General features: G+C 62.2%; 20 protein-coding genes, 1 tRNA gene and 2 rRNA genes (1 of these 23 cut by a window edge). 10 read left to right on the top strand and 13 right to left on the bottom strand.

Going from position 1 to position 20,195, the window contains the following annotated elements:
- The first annotated feature begins 10 nt into the window (after positions 1-10).
- The 8 genes from KDD17_RS01005 (at position 11) to KDD17_RS00975 (ending at position 6,182) form a co-directional block, all read left to right on the top strand.
- Positions 11-1,204, top strand: coding sequence for a glycosyltransferase family protein (locus KDD17_RS01005; protein WP_212704875.1), 1,194 nt, complete (start codon positions 11-13; stop codon positions 1,202-1,204).
- Entirely contained in the window at positions 1,201-2,436 is a 1,236-nt protein-coding gene (locus tag KDD17_RS01000; RefSeq protein WP_212704874.1) for a glycosyltransferase family 4 protein, read from the top strand. The genes KDD17_RS01005 and KDD17_RS01000 overlap by 4 nt, the downstream gene beginning before the upstream one ends.
- A complete protein-coding gene (locus KDD17_RS00995) occupies positions 2,436-3,494 on the top strand; it encodes a glycosyltransferase family 4 protein (protein ID WP_254796844.1) in 1,059 nt (352 codons plus the stop codon). Before KDD17_RS01000 ends, KDD17_RS00995 begins: the two co-directional genes overlap by 1 nt.
- Entirely contained in the window at positions 3,491-4,075 is a 585-nt protein-coding gene (locus tag KDD17_RS00990; protein WP_212704873.1) for a histidine phosphatase family protein, read from the top strand. Before KDD17_RS00995 ends, KDD17_RS00990 begins: the two co-directional genes overlap by 4 nt.
- Positions 4,072-4,860 carry a glycosyltransferase family protein gene (locus KDD17_RS00985; RefSeq protein ID WP_254796843.1) on the top strand — a complete coding sequence of 263 codons (789 nt, stop codon included), beginning with the start codon at positions 4,072-4,074 and terminating at the stop codon, positions 4,858-4,860. The genes KDD17_RS00990 and KDD17_RS00985 overlap by 4 nt, the downstream gene beginning before the upstream one ends.
- A 175-nt stretch (positions 4,861-5,035) precedes the next feature.
- Positions 5,036-5,203, top strand: a complete 168-nt coding sequence (locus KDD17_RS18660) for a hypothetical protein (protein WP_254796842.1) — start codon at positions 5,036-5,038, stop codon at positions 5,201-5,203.
- Positions 5,200-5,937, top strand: a complete 738-nt coding sequence (locus KDD17_RS00980) for a polysaccharide deacetylase family protein (RefSeq protein ID WP_212704872.1) — start codon at positions 5,200-5,202, stop codon at positions 5,935-5,937. Before KDD17_RS18660 ends, KDD17_RS00980 begins: the two co-directional genes overlap by 4 nt.
- A gap of 53 nt (positions 5,938-5,990) precedes the next feature.
- On the top strand, positions 5,991-6,182 hold the full coding sequence (locus KDD17_RS00975; RefSeq protein ID WP_212704871.1) for a DUF3072 domain-containing protein: 192 nt from the start codon (positions 5,991-5,993) through the stop codon (positions 6,180-6,182).
- A 314-nt stretch (positions 6,183-6,496) separates the two neighbouring features.
- Here KDD17_RS00975 and lepA read toward each other — a convergent pair whose 3' ends face one another.
- A complete protein-coding gene (gene lepA, locus KDD17_RS00970; protein WP_212704870.1) occupies positions 6,497-8,296 on the bottom strand; it encodes a translation elongation factor 4 in 1,800 nt (599 codons plus the stop codon).
- Between the two features lie 262 nt (positions 8,297-8,558).
- On the opposite strand from lepA, the gene KDD17_RS00965 reads away from it, so the two are divergent.
- A complete protein-coding gene (locus KDD17_RS00965) occupies positions 8,559-8,918 on the top strand; it encodes a hypothetical protein (RefSeq protein WP_254796841.1) in 360 nt (119 codons plus the stop codon).
- Here KDD17_RS00965 and KDD17_RS00960 read toward each other — a convergent pair.
- The 9 genes from KDD17_RS00960 to KDD17_RS00920 all read right to left on the bottom strand — a co-directional run bounded on the left by KDD17_RS00960 (position 8,915) and on the right by KDD17_RS00920 (position 14,688).
- Entirely contained in the window at positions 8,915-9,502 is a 588-nt protein-coding gene (locus KDD17_RS00960) for a GNAT family N-acetyltransferase (RefSeq protein ID WP_212704869.1), read from the bottom strand. The genes KDD17_RS00965 and KDD17_RS00960 overlap by 4 nt on opposite strands.
- Positions 9,499-9,894, bottom strand: a complete 396-nt coding sequence (locus KDD17_RS00955) for a ketosteroid isomerase-related protein (protein ID WP_212704868.1) — start codon at positions 9,892-9,894, stop codon at positions 9,499-9,501. The genes KDD17_RS00960 and KDD17_RS00955 overlap by 4 nt, the downstream gene beginning before the upstream one ends.
- A gap of 9 nt (positions 9,895-9,903) precedes the next feature.
- Positions 9,904-10,368: an arsenate-mycothiol transferase ArsC gene (locus KDD17_RS00950; RefSeq protein WP_212704867.1), complete on the bottom strand. Its 465-nt coding sequence runs from the start codon at positions 10,366-10,368 to the stop codon at positions 9,904-9,906.
- A 3-nt stretch (positions 10,369-10,371) separates the two neighbouring features.
- Complete coding sequence (locus KDD17_RS00945; protein WP_212704866.1) at positions 10,372-10,851, bottom strand: UPF0262 family protein; 480 nt, start codon at positions 10,849-10,851, stop codon at positions 10,372-10,374.
- 61 nt (positions 10,852-10,912) lie between these two features.
- A complete protein-coding gene (gene hisD, locus KDD17_RS00940; protein WP_212704865.1) occupies positions 10,913-12,208 on the bottom strand; it encodes a histidinol dehydrogenase in 1,296 nt (431 codons plus the stop codon).
- Positions 12,209-12,259: 51 nt separating this feature from the next.
- Positions 12,260-12,772 (bottom strand): GNAT family N-acetyltransferase, encoded by a 513-nt coding sequence (locus KDD17_RS00935; RefSeq protein WP_212704864.1) that lies wholly within the window; start codon positions 12,770-12,772, stop codon positions 12,260-12,262.
- Positions 12,762-13,232, bottom strand: a complete 471-nt coding sequence (locus KDD17_RS00930) for a DUF2948 family protein (protein WP_212704863.1) — start codon at positions 13,230-13,232, stop codon at positions 12,762-12,764. Before KDD17_RS00930 ends, KDD17_RS00935 begins: the two co-directional genes overlap by 11 nt.
- The gene (gene murA, locus KDD17_RS00925; protein ID WP_212704862.1) at positions 13,229-14,500 is read right to left on the bottom strand and encodes a UDP-N-acetylglucosamine 1-carboxyvinyltransferase; all 1,272 of its coding nucleotides are present in this window, start codon (positions 14,498-14,500) and stop codon (positions 13,229-13,231) included. Before murA ends, KDD17_RS00930 begins: the two co-directional genes overlap by 4 nt.
- A gap of 2 nt (positions 14,501-14,502) precedes the next feature.
- Positions 14,503-14,688 carry a hypothetical protein gene (locus KDD17_RS00920; protein WP_212704861.1) on the bottom strand — a complete coding sequence of 62 codons (186 nt, stop codon included), beginning with the start codon at positions 14,686-14,688 and terminating at the stop codon, positions 14,503-14,505.
- 95 nt (positions 14,689-14,783) lie between these two features.
- Here KDD17_RS00920 and KDD17_RS00915 point away from each other — a divergent pair.
- Positions 14,784-14,858: transfer RNA gene (locus tag KDD17_RS00915), tRNA-Thr, on the top strand.
- Between the two features lie 321 nt (positions 14,859-15,179).
- Here KDD17_RS00915 and KDD17_RS00910 read toward each other — a convergent pair.
- The 3 genes from KDD17_RS00910 to KDD17_RS00895 form a co-directional block, all read right to left on the bottom strand.
- Positions 15,180-16,317 (bottom strand): IS3 family transposase gene (locus KDD17_RS00910; protein WP_212704860.1). Its coding sequence is split into 2 segments (ribosomal slippage): positions 15,180-16,062 and positions 16,061-16,317, totalling 1,140 coding nucleotides; the frame shifts between segments, so codons are not numbered across the junction.
- 842 nt (positions 16,318-17,159) lie between these two features.
- Positions 17,160-17,274: ribosomal RNA gene (rrf, locus tag KDD17_RS00905) — 5S ribosomal RNA — on the bottom strand.
- A gap of 140 nt (positions 17,275-17,414) precedes the next feature.
- Positions 17,415-20,195: ribosomal RNA gene (locus KDD17_RS00895) — 23S ribosomal RNA — on the bottom strand (it continues 55 nt past the right edge of the window).

Genomic DNA, 20,195 nt, shown 5'->3' with positions numbered 1-20,195 from the left:
GCGAGTGACTATGCAAGACCAGCCCGGCACGCCGCGCCCCCCGCGCGTGATGTTCTACAGCCACGACACCTTTGGCCTGGGCCATCTGCGACGATCACGCGCGCTGGCCGCGGCCCTCACCGAAGGGACCGAGGGTGCGTCGGCGATCATCCTGACAGGCTCTCCCGTCGCGGGGCGTTTCACCTTTCCCGAACGGGTCGATCACATCCGCCTGCCCGGTGTGACCAAACTGCCCGATGGCTCCTACATCAGCTCGACCCTTGGCCTCGATATCGAGGAAACCACACGCTTGCGCGCCGGTCTGATCCAGTCGGCGGTCGAGCAGTATCAACCCAATCTGCTGATCGTCGATAAAGAACCCGCCGGATTTCGCGGAGAGCTTTTGCACACGCTCGAATGGCTGCAGGAGAATTCGCAGTGCCGCGTGGTGCTGGGCCTGCGCGATGTGCTTGACGATCCGGCCACGCTTGCTGTCGAATGGGAACGCAAGGGCGCCGTACGCGCGGCCGAAGCCTTCTACGATGAGTTCTGGGTCTACGGACTTGAGAATGTCTATGATCCAACCGAGGGGCTCGCCTTTTCCGCGCAGACCCGCGCGCGCATCCACTATACCGGCTATCTGCGCCGTGCGACCGTCACCGCCGACGACGTGCCCGAAACGCCGTATATCCTCATCACCCCCGGCGGCGGCGGCGACGGGGCCGCGATGGTCAGCCAGGTGCTCTCCGCCTACGAGGCCGATCCGGATCTCAAACCCGACGCCCTGCTTGTCTACGGTCCGTTTTTGTCGGGTGAGGTGCGTGAGGCTCTGGACGTGCGGGTGGCGGCCCTGAACGGGCGCGTCACCGCCACCGGGTTCGAAAGCCGTATCGAGGCGCTGTATGCCGGGGCGCAGGGGGTCGTGTGCATGGGCGGCTACAACACCTTCTGCGAAGTGCTCAGTTTCGACAAACGCGCGGTGATCGTGCCGCGCACCTCTCCGCGGCTTGAGCAATACATCCGCGCCAGCCGCGCGCAGGAGCTGGGTCTGGTGCGCATGTTGGCCCCCGGAGAGGTCGGCGACGAGACCGCCGCGATGATCGCCGCGATTCGGGGCCTACCCAACCAACGCCGCCCCTCCGAGGCTGGCGCCGACGGGCTGCTCGACGGGCTTGACGTGGTGCGCGCCCGTGCCGCCGCCCTGCTGTCAAAGGACACCGCATGAGCCATCCGCCCTTCGCCTTTCTCGTCAAGGGCTGGCCGCGCCTCAGCGAGACCTTCATCGCGCAGGAGCTTGTCGCCCTCGAAGAGGCCGGGATAGATTTCACCGTCTGGTCCTTGCGTCATCCAACCGACAAAAAGACGCATCCGCTGCACGACCGCCTGCGTGCCGAGGTGCGCTATCTGCCGGAATACCTGCGCGACGAGCCACGCCGCGTGCATACCGCAATGGGCGCCGCACTGGATCTGCCCGGATTTGATGCTGCCGCCGAAATCTACGCCCGCGATGTGGAGCGTGACGACACCCCCAACCGCCGCCGCCGTTGGGGGCAGGCGTGCGTGCTGGCCCATGAAGCGGGACCGGAGCTGGAAGCGCTCTACGCCCATTTCCTGCACACGCCTTCGTCGGTGGCCCGCTACGCGGCAATCCTGCGCGGACTACCGTGGTCGTTTTCGGCCCACGCGAAGGATATCTGGACCTCTCCCGGGTGGGAGCTGCGCGAAAAGCTGAGCGCCGACAGTTTCGGCGCGGGGTTCGGCGCGACCTGCACGGGCTTCGGCGCAGAGTATTTGCAAGGGCTGGCCGACCGGCGCGACCGGGTCGATCTGGTCTATCACGGGCTTGATCTCAGCCGCTTTCCCGACGCCCCCGATCGCGCGATGCGCGACGCCGGGTCGCCGCTGCGGATGATGTCTGTCGGGCGGTTGGTCGAGAAAAAGGGCTTTGACACGCTTATCGACGCGCTTGCATTGCTCCCCGCCGATCTGGCCTGGACGTGGGAGCATATCGGCGGTGGCCCACTGGATGGCTCGCTGCGCGCACGGGCCGAGACGGCGGGCGTCGCCGACCGCATCACCTGGCGCGGTGCCTGTGACCAGCCCGAAGTCATCGCCGCCATGCGCGCGGCGGACCTGTTTGTGCTGCCCTCACGGATCGCGGCGGACGGGGACCGCGACGGGCTGCCCAACGTATTGATGGAGGCGGCCAGCCAGCGCTTGCCGATCCTTGCCACACCGGTCTCTGCCATACCCGAGTTCATCACCGATGGCACCCACGGCCTGTTGGCCGAAGACAGCGCACGGGCGTTTGCCGACGCCATGACGCGCATCGCGCGCGATCCCGCGCTTGGCCCCCGGCTTGCGCAGGCCGCGCACGCCCGGCTGCACGCAGAGTTCACCATGGCGCCCGGCATCCGCCACCTTGCCAAGCGGTTGCGCGGGCTGACGGCAGCCTGATGCGGCTGGCCTTCTACGCCCCGATGAAGCCGCCGACCCATCCGGTCCCCTCGGGCGATCGCACGATGGCGCGGGCCCTCATGCGTGCGTTTGAGACTGCGGGAGCCACCGTGACCCTCGCCCATGATCTACGGGTGCGCGACGGGCGCGGCGACGATGCGGTGCAGCGTGATCTGATGGCGCGGGCCGAGGCGCTTGTGCCCGATCTCGTCAGCCGCGGGCGGCAAGCCGGTTGGCAGGCATGGATCACCTATCATTCGTATTACAAGGCGCCCGATCTGCCGGGGGCGGCCGTTGCCCGCGCGCTCGGCATTCCCTATTTGCTGATCGAGGCCACCCGCGCCCGCAAACGGCTTGGCGGCCCGTGGGACCGTTTCGCGCGCGCCGCCGAAGCAGCCTGCGATGCGGCAGACACTGTTTTCTACCTCACGCACCGGGACCGTGACGCCCTTGCCGCCTATGGTCCCGCAACGCAGCGCCTGATCCACCTTCCGCCGTTCCTGCCGCGCAGCGATCTGCCGCCGCTGGCCAAGGGCCAAAACCTGCTGGCCGTCGGCATGATGCGCGAGGCGGCCAAGCTTCCATCATACGAATTGATTGCCCGGACCCTGCAGAAGGTGCCCGACGCGCCCGATCTCGATATCGCGGGCGACGGTCCGGCACGCGACGCGGTCGCGCGGGCGATGGTCCCCTTGCACGGTCGCGTGCACTGGCTTGGCGGACTGGACAAGGATGCGCTGTCCCACACCTATGCCCGCGCCCGCGCCCTGATCTGGCCCGGCGTCGATGAGGCATTCGGCATGACCTATCTGGAGGCACAGGCCCACGGTCTGCCGGTGATTGCGCAGGACCGTCCGGGGGTGCGCGATGTGCTCTATCCCGGCGATTACCCGGCGCCGGAGGACGGGGCGGACGGCCTTGCTGCACATTTGCGCGCCACGCTGGCGCACCCGCCTGACCCGCACGCAATCCGCGCATGGATCACCAAGAACCACCTGCTCCCCGCCGCCAGCGCGACATTGGCGCAGGGGCTGTCCGATCTCGGGGTATCGCCATGATCCGCCTTGCCCTTCTGCGCCACGGCCATACCGCGTGGAACCGTGCGGGCCGCGTGCAGGGCCGCAGCGACATCCCGCTCGATGCGGTGGCGCGTGCGGATTTATCCAGGCTGCGGATACCCGCGCCCTGGACCGACACCGATCTTGTCTCAAGCCCGCTGTCGCGCGCGGTCGAAACCGCAATGCTTGTCGCGGGCCGCGCTCCGCGCCCGGTCGCCGCGCTGACAGAGATGAACTGGGGCGACTGGGAAGGGCGCGAGGCCGCTGCCCTGCGCGCGGATCCGGCCTGCGATCATCGCGATATCGAGGATTGGAGCTGGCACTACCGCCCGCCCGGCGGCGAAAGCCCCGCCGAGGTGCGCGCGCGGGTGCTCGCCTGGCGCGACGCGCTTACGCGCGATACACTTGCGGTGTGCCATATCGGCGTAATGCGTGTTCTGCTCGCTGACGGCACGGGCTGGGATTTCAGCGGCCCCGCCCCATTCGCCGTTAAACGCAACCGTCTGTTCGTGCTGGAACGGACCGCAGCGGGCTGGCGCCACCTGCCCGACACGCCCCGGCTGGAGGATCGGCCCGAATGAAGATCATGATTGTCGTCACCCATCTGCTTGGCACCGGCCATCTGGCGCGCGCGCTGAACCTTGGCCGCGCCTTTGCCGCTGCTGGCGACCGCGTTCAGGTTGTCAGCGGCGGTGGTCCGGTGCCGCATTTCGACACCAGCGGTTCAGAATTGATCCAGCTGCCACCAGTGCAATCCAACGGCACCGCCTTCACCCAATTGCTGACCCCGGATGGCCCCGCGGACACGGCCTATCTCGCGCAGCGGGCCGTAGCCCTGCGCGAAGCCTTTGACACATTCGCGCCAGATGTCCTGATGACCGAACTCTTTCCCTTCGGTCGCCGCATCCTGCGGCAGGAATACTTTGACCTGCTGCGCCACGCGCGCACGCTAAAGACGCCGCCGCTGATCCTCGGATCGATCCGCGATATCCTTGCACCGCCCAGCAAACCCTCCAAGGCCGCCTTCGCCGATGAGACGGTGCGCGACTATTACGATGCTGTGCTGGTGCATTCGGACCCGGCGCTCACGACCCTCGATCTCAGTTGGCCGGTCAGCGACACGCTCGCCCCCTTCCTGCGCTACACGGGCTTTGTCGCCCCGCCTGCGGCCACGCCGCATCCGATGGGTCTGGGGGCGGGCGAGGTGCTGGTGAGCGCGGGTGGCGGTGATCTGGGCGATGAGGTTTACGAAACCGCGCTGGCCGCAGCCGACGGTGATTCCCGCAACTGGCGCCTGCTGGTGGGGGCGGCACTGCGAATGCGGCCAAGATCACGAAATGGCAAAGGCGCGCGCCCGCCAATGTGACCGTCGAAACCGCCCGACCCGACTTTCGCGCCATGCTGCCCCACGCCGCCGCGTCGGTGTCGCTGTGCGGCTACAACACCGCCCTTGACGTGTTGCAGGCCGGGGTGCCTGCGGTGTTCATCCCCTATGACCGGGGGCCGAAGTCGAACAGGGGATCCGCGCGCATGCGCTCTCGGTGCGCGGTGGCATCACCACACTTGATTGGGACGCGCTGAGTGCCGACAGTCTGACGGCAGCGCTGGCGCAGGTCACGGCACTGCCCCGCCCGACCCCGGTGCGCGACACGATGCACGGCGCCACGCGCACGGCCGAGATCGTGCATGAGATGCGAGCCGCGCGGTGAGCGTCTGGTCCCCGCTGCGCGCCACCCTGCGCGAGATGCGCAGGCAAGGCTGCGCGCTGCCGATCTGGTGGCGCGACGATGATGCCGTTGCCGCAACGCCCGCGCTTGAGCGTCTGACCCGGCTGTCGGTGCGGCTCCGCGTGCCGGTCCATCTCGCGGTGATCCCCGGTGCGCTTGAGGGCTCACTTGCGCCATTCATTGCGGACACGCCCGCGCTGGTCCCGGTGGTGCACGGGTGGCGCCATGTCAATCACGCACCCGAGGGCGCGAAAAAAGCCGAGTTCGGTCACCCGCGTGCGGCAGCCCCGGAAGAACTGGAAGCGGGGCTTGCCACGTTGCGCGCAGCCTTCGGCACCCGCACGATGCCGATGTTTGTGCCCCCTTGGAACCGGCTCACCCCATCGTTGATGCCCGATATCGCAACGGCGGGATATGCAGCGGTCTCAACCTACGGCCCCCGCGAGACATCCCCGCCCGCGCCCGGGATCACACAGATCAACACCCACATCGATCCTATCGACTGGCGCGGCACCCGCGGTTTGGTGGATCAGACCACACTCGTCGCCCGGCTGACGGCCACGGTGCGCGCGCGCCTGACCAAACAGGCAGACGCCACCGAACCGCTTGGCCTGCTGACACATCATTTGGTGCACACACCGGAGGTTTGGGATTTTGCGGAACGGTGTCTTGCCGAACTCCTGGACGGCGGCGCGGAGGTGGCACGAGTCATCTGACGGAACCCTTGGCGCCATTGCGGGTTAGTCGGGTGAACAAAAGGAGATCATCCATGTCCGACCCAAAACAGAACCCCACGGATAACGCCATCAAGGACCCCGAAGACTGGGTTACCGGGGACGAGCCCATGACCGGTGCGCAAGCGAGCTACCTCAAGACGCTCTGCGAGCAAAAGGGGGAGGAGTATCAAGACGGGCTGACGAAGGCACAGGCAAGCGAGCGGATTGAGGCGTTGAAGGAGTAAGGGTAGCTTTTGCGGCTGCCCGCCAAACCGGTGGTTGCAGGGAGAGACCGTGGACCCGGCGGCCTCCCCGTGCGGAGCAGCGAAAACGTGTTCTCATGCTGCGCGAACACGCCGCAGACGGCGTGCCTGCGTTAATTGCCTCGCGCATCGTCGATACGCCGCAATTTTCGATTATTTCGCGATGGGTTTTCATATCGCCGCCGTAGTTGCGAATTCTGAATCGCGCCTTCAGTCGGCCAATACCACGCGCGCGCGCAAGCCCCCATGTGGAGGTCTTACCGCCCGCCCTTCAAACGTTTCAGGCTGAGCAGCACTCAGCCATCCATTTTCAGCGCCGAAATAAACGCTTCCTGCGGAATGTCCACTTTCCCAAACTGGCGCATCTTCTTTTTACCGGCCTTCTGCTTGTCCAGCAGCTTGCGTTTGCGCGTCGCATCCCCGCCGTAGCATTTGGCCGTCACATCCTTGCGCATCGCTGAAAGCGTCTCGCGCGCGATGACCTTACCGCCGATTGCCGCTTGGATCGGGATTTTGAACATGTGGCGGGGAATGAGATCCTTGAGCTTTTCGACCATTGCACGGCCCCGGCCCTCGGCGCGGTCCCGGTGCACCATTGTGCTCAGCGCATCGACGGGTTCATCGTTCACGAGGATGCTCATCTTGACCAGATTATCCGTGCGGTAGCCGATCATCTGGTAGTCAAACGACGCATAGCCTTTCGTCACCGATTTCAGCCGGTCGTAGAAATCAAACACCACTTCATTGAGCGGCAGATCGTATACCACCATTGCGCGGGAGCCCGCGTAGGTGAGGTCTTCCTGAATGCCGCGACGGTCCTGGCACAGCTTCAGCACGTCACCGAGGTAATCGTCGGGCACGAGGATTGTCGCCTTGATCCGCGGCTCTTCAAGGTGATCGACCAGCGTCAGGTCCGGCATGTCTGCGGGGTTGTGCAGCTCGATCATCTCACCGTCGCGCATGTGCACGTGATAAATCACCGAGGGCGCGGTGGTGATCAGATCAATGTCATACTCCCGCTCGATCCGGTCGCGGATCACTTCCAGGTGCAACAGACCCAGGAAACCACAGCGGAAGCCGAAGCCGAGCGCCGCTGACGTCTCCATCTCGTAGCTGAAGCTTGCGTCGTTGAGCGCGAGCTTTTCGATGGCATCGCGCAGATCCTCGAATTCGGCTGAATCGACGGGGAAGAGACCACAGAAAACCACCGGCTGCGACGGTTTGAAGCCCGGCAGCGCGTCCTCGGTGCCCTTTTTTTCGGTCGTGATCGTATCACCGACGCGGGTGTCGCGCACCTGCTTGATGGACGCGGTGAGAAACCCGATTTCGCCGGGGCCAAGAACGTCGATCTCGGTCATTGCGGGGCGGAAGACACCGATACGGTCGACGTGATGTGTCGATCCGTTTGACAGCATCTTGATCCGGTCACCCTTTTTCAGCTGACCATCCATGATCCGCACCAGAACGATAACACCAAGGTAGCTGTCGTACCAGCTGTCCACCAGCATTGCCTTCAGCGGCGCATCCTGCGTGCCCTTGGGTGCGGGCAGGTTGTGCACGATACTCTCCAGCGTCTCCACGATGCCTTGGCCAGTCTTGGCCGACACCCGAATGGCCCCGGAGGCGTCGATGCCGATCACATCCTCGATCTGCTCCGCCACGCGGTCACAGTCGGAGGCAGGCAGGTCGATCTTGTTCAGGACCGGCACGATCTCATGGTCGGCGTCGATGGCGTGATACACGTTGGCCAGCGTCTGCGCCTCGACGCCCTGGGTGCTGTCCACCACCAGCAAAGAGCCTTCGACCGCGCGCATCGAGCGGGAGACCTCATAGGCGAAATCGACGTGGCCGGGGGTGTCGATCAGGTTGAGGACGTAATCCTCACCGTTCTTGGCGGTGTAATTGATCCGAACGGTCTGCGCCTTGATCGTGATGCCGCGCTCGCGCTCGATATCCATACTGTCGAGCATTTGCTCTTTCATCTCGCGCAGGCTGACCGTGTTCGTCTCTTGGATGAGACGATCGGCAAGGGTGGATTTCCCGTGGTCGATGTGGGCCACGATCGAGAAATTGCGGATGTGTGAAAGCGGTGTCATGGCCCTGATATGATGGGCTTTGCGGGGGCGGTCAATGGGGATGATGCCGCAGGCGACAGGGGCAGGATTGTGTGGCGAACGCCGCTCGGGTCCCGCTGGCCCGGAAGGGGGTCCCGTGCGGGTCGTCCTCCCACCCTGCGGCACGATGTCCCCGTTTTCAACATTTGCCGATGGCACTGGATTCGGGCATACTGGAAGCAGAGCAGAAACGCGCCGCACAAATGGGGCCAACCCCAATCGCGGACAGATCGAGGGCAGATTGATGAAAACGATGGCATATGCGCTGGTCGCGGTGACCACACTGGCCGCCTGCGGCGGCGGAAACGCAAGCTTGTCAACGCGGGGGACCCTGGCGCCGACACAGCTGTACGCGACGGGCCCGATCCAGCGCGCCTGCCTCGCCGAGGGGCGCCGGGCCGCAACCAACGCGCGTTGTGGCTGCATTCAGGCGGTCGCGGATCGTGAGCTGTCGAGTGCGGAGCAACGGCGCGGGGTCAAAGCCTTCAAGGATCCGCACAAACTGCAGGTCTGGCGGCAGTCCGACCGCGCGTCTGACAATGCGTTCTGGTCCACGTGGAAAGCCTTTGGGCAGAGCGCCGCCGCAATTTGCAGCAACGGCTAGAGCGCGCGGATCCAGAATTGTAGCGGCTTGGCGCTTTCTTGCGCCTCTTCGTGATCCTTCCACGCAAATTTCGCGATGACACCCGGCAGGGGCGCATAGCCGCGGGCGCGCCAGAACGGATCGAGCGCGCGGGCGTCCGCAGGGCGGGCCGGATGATCCTGCGCGCGGATCACCGCACAGAACGCGCAATAGGCAAACCCGGCCGCCCGCGCGTGGGCTTCGCGCAGATCAAAGAAACGGTGCCCCACGCCCTGACCCCGGTACGCGGGCAACAGCACACTTTCCGCACAATAGAATACCTCATCCAACGCAAACTCGGTGTCGTTGAACGCGCGGGCAAAGTCATCGGCGTGCTGTGTCAGCGGGCTGCCGGTGCTGGCGCCGACCAGACGCTTTCCATCGAAGGCGCCCACCACGATCGCATCGCGCGCATGCCGGTAGGTCTCAAGATACCGCGCCTCATAGGCAAGATCCCCGTCGTAGAGATACGGCCAATCGGCAAAGACCTCGATCCGCAGCCGCGCCACATCCTGCAACGCCGAGGCCAGCGCGTCGCCGTGCAAGACCCGCACCGCAAGCGTCACGCGGAGACCTGCGCGGTCCAGTCCCCGAGGTTGTAGTAGGTCGTCACGCGCGTGATCTTGCCGCCCGCAAGGGAGAAGAATGATCCGGCAGGCAGGCAGTATGTCTGGCCCCGCGCCTCCGGCAGACCGTCATCGGTTGCGAGATATGTACCGTTGATGGTGTATTCCGCCGCCGCCCGCGTGCCGCCCTCCGCCTCAAAGATCACCAGATCGGTCAGCTCCTCCCGGTAGCAGCGCGTCATGTGGGCACAGAAGGCGGCAAAGGCCTCCTTTCCCACGCGCACCTGTCCTTCGTTCACGTGGTGCGCCACGTCGGGGGCAAGGCAATCGAGCATGGCCTGCGTATCGCCCCGGTTGAAAGCCTCAAAATAACGTATGATTTCATCGATCATGGGCTGCTCTCAAATCTGCGGCTGGGTCGGGGCGCCAAAGCGGTCGGTAATGCGCCCGATGATCTGGTCGCGGGCCGCACGGAACTGCGTCAGCTTGGCATCGCGCGTCTCCCCCAGCCCTGTGGGATCAAGGATCGGCCAATATTCCACGTCGAGATGAAACACCCGCGTCAATTCCAGCGCGCGGCGTTGCGAGGCGGGGGAAAGTGCGATCACCAGATCAAAGGAGCTCAGATCATCGCCCCATTGCTCCATCTCGTCAAAACTGCGTGAGCGGTGGCGCGACAGCTCCACGTCCATTTCCTGGCACACGGCGATGGAGAAGCCGTCGATTTCAAGGTCATTCTTCACGCCGACGGATTGCACGTATGTATCCATCCCGTAGAGCTTTTTCATGATGCCCTCGGCCATCGGAGAGCGCACGGCGTTGTGATCGCAACAAAACAGAACCGATCCGGGCAGGTCCTGCGTCACCCCTCAGCCCCCGAAATGCAAAACGCAGATAAGAGTGAAAAGGCGCCGCGCGGTGTCGATGTCGATCTCTGCCTTGCCTTCAAGCCGCTCCTGCAACACCCGGCTGCCTTCCATGTGGATGCCACGACGGGCCATGTCGATCGTCTCGATCTGCGCGGGGGGGAGTTTCTTGACCGCGTCGAAATACGACTCGCAGATCTGGAAATAATCCTTCACCACCTGCCGGAAGGGGCCGAGCGACAGGTGGAACTCCGCCGCCTTCTGCGCATCTTCGGTGGCGACGTCGAACACCAGCCGCTTGTCGCGGATCGACAGGCCCAGATGATAGGGGCCGGGCGGTGCGCTGCGCTCCTCGCGGGTGGGCAGCACAAATGTGTTGTCCTCCAGCAGGTCGAACATGGCGACGCGGCGCTCCTGCTCGATCTCGGGCGTGGGCGGCGGCAGATTGGCATCATCGAGCACGATGTTGGTAATGCGGGTCATGGTGTCGGCTCCGGGCCGGGGTGGATTTCATGACCTGTCTACCGCATGCCGCAGCGCGGCGCTAGTCGTTGAGGGTGCGCAGACGCGCCGTCACGGACAGGCCATGCGCCTCAAGGCTTTCGGACTGGGCCAGCGTTTCGGCGGCGGGCCCGATGGCGCGCAGGGCGGCGGGGGTCATGCGTGCAAGCGTTGTGCGTTTCATGAAATCCAGCGTCGACAGCCCCGAGGAGAACCGCGCCGATCGCGCCGTCGGCAGCACGTGGTTCGGTCCACCGACGTAATCGCCGATGGCTTCCGGCGTCCACTGTCCGAGAAAGATCGCCCCGGCATGGGTGATGCGCGCGCTCAGCGCGTCTGGGTCGGCCACGCACAGCTCCAGATGCTCGGGCGCAATCCGGTCGCTCAGTGCGGCGGCGGTGGTCAGATCCGGCACCGTGATGATCGCGCCAAAATCGCGCCAGCTTGCGCCCGCAATGGCGCGCCGTTGCAGCGTTTCGAGACGTTTATCCACTGCCTGCGCCACGGCCTTGCCGAATGCTGCATCGGTGGTGATCAGGATCGACTGCGCGCTCTCGTCGTGTTCGGCCTGGCTCAGCAGGTCCAGCGCGATCCAATCGGGATCGTTCTCGGCGTCGGCAATCACGAGGATCTCGGAGGGGCCCGCGATCATGTCGATGCCGACCTTGCCGAACACCCGCCGTTTGGCTGCCGCGACATAGGCGTTGCCGGGGCCCGTGATCTTGTCGACCGGCGCGATGCTCTCAGTCCCGTAGGCAAGTGCTGCGACTGCCTGCGCCCCACCGATACGGTAGATTTCATCCACACCGGAGATTTGCGCGGCCAGCAATACCAGCGGGTTGAGCACACCATCCGGCGTCGGCACCACCATCGCAAGCCGCCCCACGCCCGCCACCTTGGCCGGGATTGCGTTCATCAGCACCGAGGAAGGATAGCTTGCCAACCCACCGGGCACGTAGAGCCCGGCGGCAGAAACAGCCGTCCACCGCCACCCCAGCGTTGCGCCCTCCGCGTCGGTCCATTCGGCGTCTTCGGGCAGCTGGCGTTCGTGATAGGCGCGGATACGCGCCGCCGCCTGCTCGAGCGCCGCGCGCTCCGCCGCCGGTACCGCCGCGACCGCCGCGGCGATCTCCTCGGATGAAATCGCCAGCGTTTCGGGTGTGATCCTGTCGAACCGCGCGGTGTAGTCGATTACCGCAGCATCCCCGCGCGCGCGCACATCCGCGATGATCGCGGCAACGGTATCGTCCACATCGGGGCTGTCCTCACGCTTGGCGCCCAGTAGCGTGGTGAACCCCTGCTCGAACTCAGGGTCGGTGGCATCGAGGAAAACGGGCATGTCGGCTCCTTCAGGGATTGCGTCAGGAGGTAGCGGGGTTTGCGCGCAGGCTCAAGCCATCGCAGCTGCGTCGAGGGGGCGCAGCATGAACAGATCATCCTGATAGCTGTCTACCAGCCGCACCGAACGGGGCAGACGCCCCCATACCGTGAACCCTTCGCGTTCGTAAAAGCGGATCGCGCGGGTGTTGTCAGCGGCCACGCACAGCTCAAGCTGAACGAAGCCCTGCGCGCTGGCTACCTGTATCACATGGGCCAACAGCGCGCGCGCCCCCGGTCCGCCGTGAAACGCAGGCCGCACGTAGAATGCATTGAGTGTCACGCGGTGTGCGGTGGCAGGGGCCGGTTCGGGATCCAGCGCGGCCGTTCCCGCCGCTGCCCCTTCGAGGAAAAGCCCGAAAACCTGCCGCGCCTCCAGCATCCGGACACGGTCGGCATCGCTGCGTTTCTCTTCCTCCGCAAGTGTCGTCAGGAAATTCGCGGGAAAAATTCGCAGCGCCTCGAGGCGCAGATCCCGCCACAGGGCTACATCCGCGCCGGTGAGGCGGCGGATCTCACACGTCATGCCGGGGTCGTTTGCCCGAAGGAGCCACGTAGGGCTTGGTCACGTCGCGCAGGTTCACCTCCAACGCCTCGACGCTCAGGCGGATCGCGCCGTCCCCGGCAAGTGTCAGCGTAACATGGCCCGAAGGCGCGTCGGTTTCGCTGAATGCGACCGCGAGCAGCGACAGGATCGTGTCGGCATCCCCCTTTGGGACCCCTTGCGACGCGACCCCCTGCACGTTTTCGATCGTCAGCACGGATTGCACCCGCTCCGGCGCATGGCGGTCCGTTCCTGCATCTTCCCAGCGCATCCGGTTGACCAGCAGCGCAAAGCGCCGCTCACCCGGCAGCCACCGCATTTCGGATGCCGGAAACACGGCGTCCTGTGCCAGCGACGACAGGATTTGCAGATCCTCGGCGTCCAGTGCGCCAAGGTTCAGCGGCGCCTCTGCCCCGTCTTCAAACCGTGCGTCATCACTCATGCGCCCTTGATCCTCTCGATGTTGGCGCCCACGCCGCGCAGCTTGGCCACGACGTGCTCATACCCACGATCCAGATGGTACACGCGCGAGACCTTTGTCTCTCCCCGCGCGGCCATGCCCGCCAGGATCAACGACACCGAGGCGCGCAGATCCGTCGCCATCACCGGCGCGCCCTTGAGCTGATCAACACCGGTCACCACGGCCCGGCCACCTTGCACGTCGATGTCGGCGCCCATTCGGATCAACTCGGGCGCGTGCATGAAACGATTCTCGAAAATCTTTTCTTCAAGCGTCGAGGTGCCCGTCGCCGTGCACATCAACGCCATCATCTGCGCCTGCAAATCGGTGGGAAACCCGGGGAAGGGTTCAGTCGTCACATCCACCGCGCGCACGCGATCCTCGCGGCGGCGTACCTTCAGGCCCTTTTCCGTTTCGGTCACGTCGATTCCCGCCGCATCCAGCTTTTCGCAGAAGGCCCCCACCAGCTCGATCCGGCCGCCGAGGCATTCCACCTCTCCGCCACAGATGGCGGGCGCCAGCATATAGGTGCCCAATTCGATCCTGTCCGTCACGACGGGATGGGTCGCGGCACCCAGCCGGTCAACCCCCTGGATGGTGATGGACGACGTGCCATCACCCTCGATCTGGGCACCCATGGCGCGCAGGCAGCGCGCCAGATCCACGATCTCCGGCTCGCGCGCGGCGTTGTTGATGATGGTCGTCCCCTTGGCCAGCGTCGCTGCCATCATGATGTTTTCGGTCGCCCCGACGGAGGCAAAGGGGAAGTCGATCACCGCCCCCTTGAGCCGCCCGCCCGCCGCCTTGGCGTAAAGATACCCGTCGCGCAGATCAATCTCGGCCCCCATCAGGGTCAGACCATCGGTATGGATGTCCATCGGCCGTGCGCCAATCGCACAGCCCCCGGGCAGCGAAACCTCGGCATAACCCTCACGCGCCAGAAGTGGCCCCAACACCAGATTGGAGGCGCGCATCTTGCGCACGATGTCATACTCTGCACGGGTATTGATCGCGCCATGGGTCGACATGGCCAGCACGCGCCCCTCCTGCAGCGAGGTCACCTCGGCGCCCAGCGACTGCAAAAGCTGCGTCATCGTACGGATGTCCGACAGGCGCGGCGCGTTGGTCAGGGTCAGCGGCTCTTCACTCAAAAGAGTGGCGGGCATCAGTGTCAAACATGCGTTCTTTGCGCCCGCGATCGGAATTTGCCCGCTCAGCGAGCCGCCACCGCGTACCAGAATTTCGTCCATGCTCAGTCTTCCTTTTTGGGTGCCTGCTGCACCGTACCTGTATCGCCCTGCGCCTCGCGCGCCCGCGCCTGTGCCTTGCGTCGTCCCATATTGGCCTTGAGCGCCTGTTTCAACCGCGCCTCCCGCTCGGCAGCGGCCGATTGCTTGGACCTTGTGTTTGCGGATTCACCGGTGTCTTTCTGCGTCATGGGACGTGTCTACCGCAGCGCCGATACCGGGTCCAGTTTGCTTCGGAAAATAGGCTTGCGCGACGGGATCAGAGGGGCTAATCACCCCGCACGGCGCTGCTGTAGCTCAGAGGTAGAGCACTCCCTTGGTAAGGGAGAGGTCGAGAGTTCGATTCTCTCCAGCAGCACCAGATTTCCCCGCAATCATGTGCCCGTGGTGCCCCTGACAGGTGCGATTGGTTTTCTTGCTGACTCTGATCGGGGAAACGATTGGGGGCGGGCGTGCTGTTCTTGTCCCTGCGAATTCGTGTAGCACGTCAAACGTTCCGCCAAGCAGGCTCTGCCCGAAACCGACCCAGCAGACGGAAACAGGGGTCGGCGCTAGCTGCTTGTCAAACACACTCGGGCAGCGTCAATTTCGCACCGATATTCTTCCGTTCGCAAGTGTCAGAGAGGTGGTTCGGTTTGTTTGAACAGTTTGGAGCCACTCCGTAGGTGGATTTCCCGCTCGATTATGCCGCCCCCGGGATTGGTGCCGACGGGTTGAGATATGCCTTATCGGGTGTTTTCCCGTCCAGCGATGAATGCGGTCTCCACGTGTTGTAGAACTTCAGATATCGGCGCAGGCTTTCCCGAGCCTTCGACACGCTGTCATAGGCGCGCAGATAGACCTCCTCATATTTGATCGTTCGCCACAGACGTTCGACGAAGACGTTGTCCCGCCATGCGCCCTTGCCATCCATGCTGATCTGGATGTCCGCCTCTTTCAGCGTCTTGATAAAGTCGATGGATGTGAACTGGCTGCCCTGATCCGTGTTCATGATCTCGGGCTTGCCATGGTGGCGCATCGCCTCTTTCAGAGCTTCTATGCACGGGCCGGTTTCCAGCGTTGTCGATAGTCGCCAGGCCAGGACTTTTCGGCTGAACCAGTCCAGCACGGCAACCAGATAGACGAATCCGCGCGCCATTGGGATGTAGGTGATATCCATGGCCCAAACCTGGTTCAGGCGGGTCACAGCCAGCTTTCTCAGCAGATAGGGATATACCTTGTGACCCGGTGCCGGTTTCGACGTGTTTGGCCTGCGATAGAGCGCCTGAATGCCCATGCGCTTCATGCAGGTGGCCACATGCAATCGTCCGGCGGTGAAGCCTTCCTGGCGCAAGAAACCCTTCATCATGCGGCTGCCCGCGAACGGATACTCCATGTGCAACTCGTCGATCCGACGCATCAGCTTCAGATCGCCCGCGCCGACCGGGCGCGGCTCATAGTATAAGCTCCCCCGGCTGATCCCGAGCAGATCGGCCTGGCGGGCCAGGCTCAGCTTGTGGTCGCGATCCGTCATTTCTTTGCGCTCGGCAACAGACCGGCCTTGTCGAGCGCTCCTTCCAAAAAATATTCTCCAGCGTCAACTGGCCAATCTTCGCGTGCAACGATTTCACATCGATCTCAGGTTCTTTTGACGCCTTCGGCTTGTCATCAAAGACATCTGTCACGCCGTCGAGAAGCTGATCCTTCCACTGCTTGATCTGGTTGGGATGCACATCGAACTGCGTTGCCAATTCGCTCATCGTCTTATCGCCCTTCAACGCCGCTAACGCGACTCTCGCCTTGAATGCAGGGCTGTGGTTCCGTCTTGGGCGTCTTGCCATCTTCGCTCTTTCGTCCCGGCACGCTGCCGGATCAGGAGCGGAAAATCCACCTAGCTCAACTGTTCAGATTTCTCGGGCCACCTCTGAAAGCCCGCTTCCGGCGTTTGTCGCTCACCTTCAGAACGATGCGTTTTGCATAAGTTTTTCGATCTGCAAAAGCGTTCTGAACGAACTCGATGGCTTGAAAAATCGCCCCAAAGACCTGGTTCGGATGTGTCAATGCGCATATTCCCAGCAAAAAGGACAGATCCTCGGGTCAAGTGCCGGTTTCGACGTATTCGGCCAAGACACCCTCCCGCTTCATGCAAGTCGCCCTATGCGGCCATTCGCCGATGAAGCCTTCGTGCCGCAAGAGACTCTCCAACATCCGGCTACCCTAAAGGGTTACGCGCGACAGCATCCCGAGAGGGGTGAGGTGCCCCTAGTTTCCTATCCACACGCGCTCCAATTAATGGTATCCAACACCCCAGCTCGGCCTTCCGGGCTGAAGGCATTGAACACACACCGTATACGGTGCCTGCTCCCGGCTTCAGCCGCAGCCGACATGAAGTCGAGCGATCATCTCTGGCATAGGCCTTGGTGGGTGCCCTTAGCAAATCGTTCCCGACCGCCATGTTTGCGGACGGTTCACACTGCTTCTCGGGGGCGCCGGTACAGCTTCTTCCAGTTCCCCTACGACCACTCACGCTTTAGCGGGTCACCGACGCCGATAGCCGGTTTAAGCTCAAGGGCTTTGCCGTAAGACCACGTTATCAGCGTATTTTCAAAATGAGCGTACCCACGCGGTTCGTTCTGTTTGAGCTGATGTTATCGTATAGAGAGATACTGTGGGATCTTATTAGGTTTGGCGATGACCTACTCTCCCACGTCTTAAGACGCAGTACCATTGGCGCAGTAGCACTTAACTGCCGGGTTCGGGATGGGACCGGGTGTTTTGCTTACGCTATGATCACCAAACCAAATAAAATCCCCCATGTGCTGTTTGAGGTCCCTGTTTTGGGGTTTCAAACAGCGTGTGTTGTCCAAGCCGAGTACGGCTAATTGTGTGTGTATGCTTTTGATGCGTGACAGGGAGACAAGTCTCTCTGTTACTGGATCAAATCAAGCCTATCGAGCCATTAGTACCAGTCAACTGAACACATTACTGTGCTTACATCTCTGGCCTATCGACGAGGTGGTCTACCTCGGCTCTCAGGGATACCTTGTTTTGAGGGGGGCTTCCCGCTTAGATGCCTTCAGCGGTTATCCTTTCCGATCATAGCTACCCTGCACTGCTGCTGGCGCAACAACAGGTCCACCAGTGGATCGTTCACCCCGGTCCTCTCGTACTAGGGGCAACTCCTCTCAAGTATCCTACACCCACGGAAGATAGGGACCGAACTGTCTCACGACGTTCTAAACCCAGCTCACGTACCTCTTTAAACGGCGAACAGCCGTACCCTTGGGACCTGCTCCAGCCCCAGGATGAGATGAGCCGACATCGAGGTGCCAAACACTGCCGTCGATATGGACTCTTGGGCAGTATCAGCCTGTTATCCCCGGCGTACCTTTTATCCGTTGAGCGATGGCCCTTCCACTCGGGACCACCGGATCACTATGGCCGTCTTTCGACTCTGCTCGACTTGTCAGTCTCGCAGTCAGGCTGGCTTCTGCCATTGCACTCAACGAGCGATTTCCGACCGCTCTGAGCCAACCTTCGCGCGCCTCCGTTACGATTTAGGAGGCGACCGCCCCAGTCAAACTACCCACCACACAGGGTCCCGGATCCGGATAACGGACCGCGGTTAGACATCAAGCAGAACAAGGGTGGTATCTCAAGGGAGGCTCCACAGGGACTGGCGTCCCTGCTTCAAAGCCCACCACCTATCCTGCACATGTTCGGCCTAATGCCAGTGTGAAGTTGTAGTAAAGGTGCACGGGGTCTTTCCGTCTAACCGCGGGTAACCTGCATCTTGACAGGTAATTCAATTTCGCTGAGTCGATGTTGGAGACAGCGGGGAAGTCGTTACGCCATTCGTGCAGGTCGGAACTTACCCGACAAGGAATTTCGCTACCTTAGGACCGTTATAGTTACGGCCGCCGTTTACCTGGGCTTCAATTCAAGGCTCTCACCTCTCCTTTTAACCTTCAGGCACCGGGCAGGCGTCAGACCCTATACGTCGTCTTGCGACTTCGCAGAGCCCTGTGTTTTTAATAAACAGTCGCCACCCCCTGGTTTGTGCCCCCAGCCCCTAGTTGCCTAGGAACCGGGCCTCCTTCTCGCGAACTTACGGAGGTATTTTGCCGAGTTCCTTCAACATCGTTCTCTCAAGCGCCTTGGTATTCTCTACCAGTCCACCTGTGTCGGTTTAGGGTACGATCTTATGATGGAGCTATTTCCAGGAACCAATTAGCGGCCCATCCAATCCGATAAGGATGAACAACCTTCATGATCCGTCACTTCCATCTGGCCCAGGAATATTAACCTGGTTCCCATCGACTACGCCTTTCGGCCTCGCCTTAGGGGTCGGCTTACCCTGCTCAGATTAGCTTTAAGCAGGAACCCTTGGACTTTCGGCGAGAGTGTCTCTCACACTCTTTGTCGCTACTCATGTCATCATTCTCACTAGTGATCTCTCCACGGGATCCCTCACAGGCCCGCTTCACAGAAAGCTCCGCGTGTCCAACTCACCCCGAAGGATGATAAGGACACATGGAACTATGTCACACTACGCTCTGCTACCATGCAATAAATGCATCCTAAGCTTCGGCTCATGGCTTGAGCCCCGTTACATCTTCGCCGCAGGACAACTTATTTAGACCAGTGAGCTGTTACGCTATCTTTAAAGGATGGCTGCTTCTAAGCCAACCTCCTGGTTGTTTTGGTCGTCCCACCTGCTTTCCCACTTAGCCATGAATTAGGGGCCTTAGCTGTAGGTCAGGGTTGTTTCCCTCTTCACGACGGACGTTAGCATTCGCCGTGTGTCTGCCGACTAGTACTCCTCGGTATTCGGAGTTTGGTTAGGATCAGTAAGCCTGTGGGGCCCCATTACCCATCCAGTGCTCTACCCCCGAGGGTATTCGGTCGACGCTCTACCTAAATAGATTTCGCAGAGAACCAGCTATCTCCGAGTTTGATTGGCCTTTCACCCCTAGGCACAGCTCATCCCGATCTTTTTCAACAGATGTGGGTTCGGTCCTCCAGTACGTGTTACCGTACCTTCAACCTGGCCATGCCTAGATCACTCGGTTTCGGGTCTGATCCCACAAACTCAATCGCCCTATTAAGACTCGCTTTCGCTGCGCCTACACCTAACGGCTTAAGCTTGCTTGTGAGACCAAGTCGATGACCCATTATACAAAAGGTACGCTGTCACCCCGCAAGGGGGCTCCAACTGATTGTAGGCGTTCGGTTTCAGGTACTGTTTCACTCCCCTCGTCGGGGTGCTTTTCACCTTTCCCTCACGGTACTGGTTCACTATCGGTCAGTAAGGAGTACTTAGCCTTCGAAGGTGGTCCTCCGATCTTCAGACAGAATTTCACGTGTTCCGCCCTACTTAATACGTCTGATCATGCTTCTTATACGGGACTGTCACCCACTCTGGTTGCGCATTCCAACGCATTCTAACCACACTCACAGCTCGGCTGGTCCCCGTTCGCTCGCCGCTACTAGGGGAGTATCAATTGATTTCCTTTCCTCCGGGTACTTAGATGTTTCAGTTCCCCGGGTTTGCTTTTCTAAACCTATGTATTCAGTCTAGAAATACCTGTTTCACTGCATTATTCGTCGCCGCCTAGACGGCTAAAATAACACAGTATCAGGTGGGTTGCCCCATTCAGAGATCCATGGATCAAGGCCTATTCTCGGCTCCCCATGGCTTATCGCAGAGTATCACGTC

It is taken from the genome of Sulfitobacter albidus (assembly GCF_018200035.1).
Taxonomy (GTDB): Bacteria; Pseudomonadota; Alphaproteobacteria; order Rhodobacterales; family Rhodobacteraceae; genus Sulfitobacter; species Sulfitobacter albidus.
Note: the sequence above shows the minus strand (reverse complement) of the source record. Positions and strands in the feature narration are given on the sequence as shown.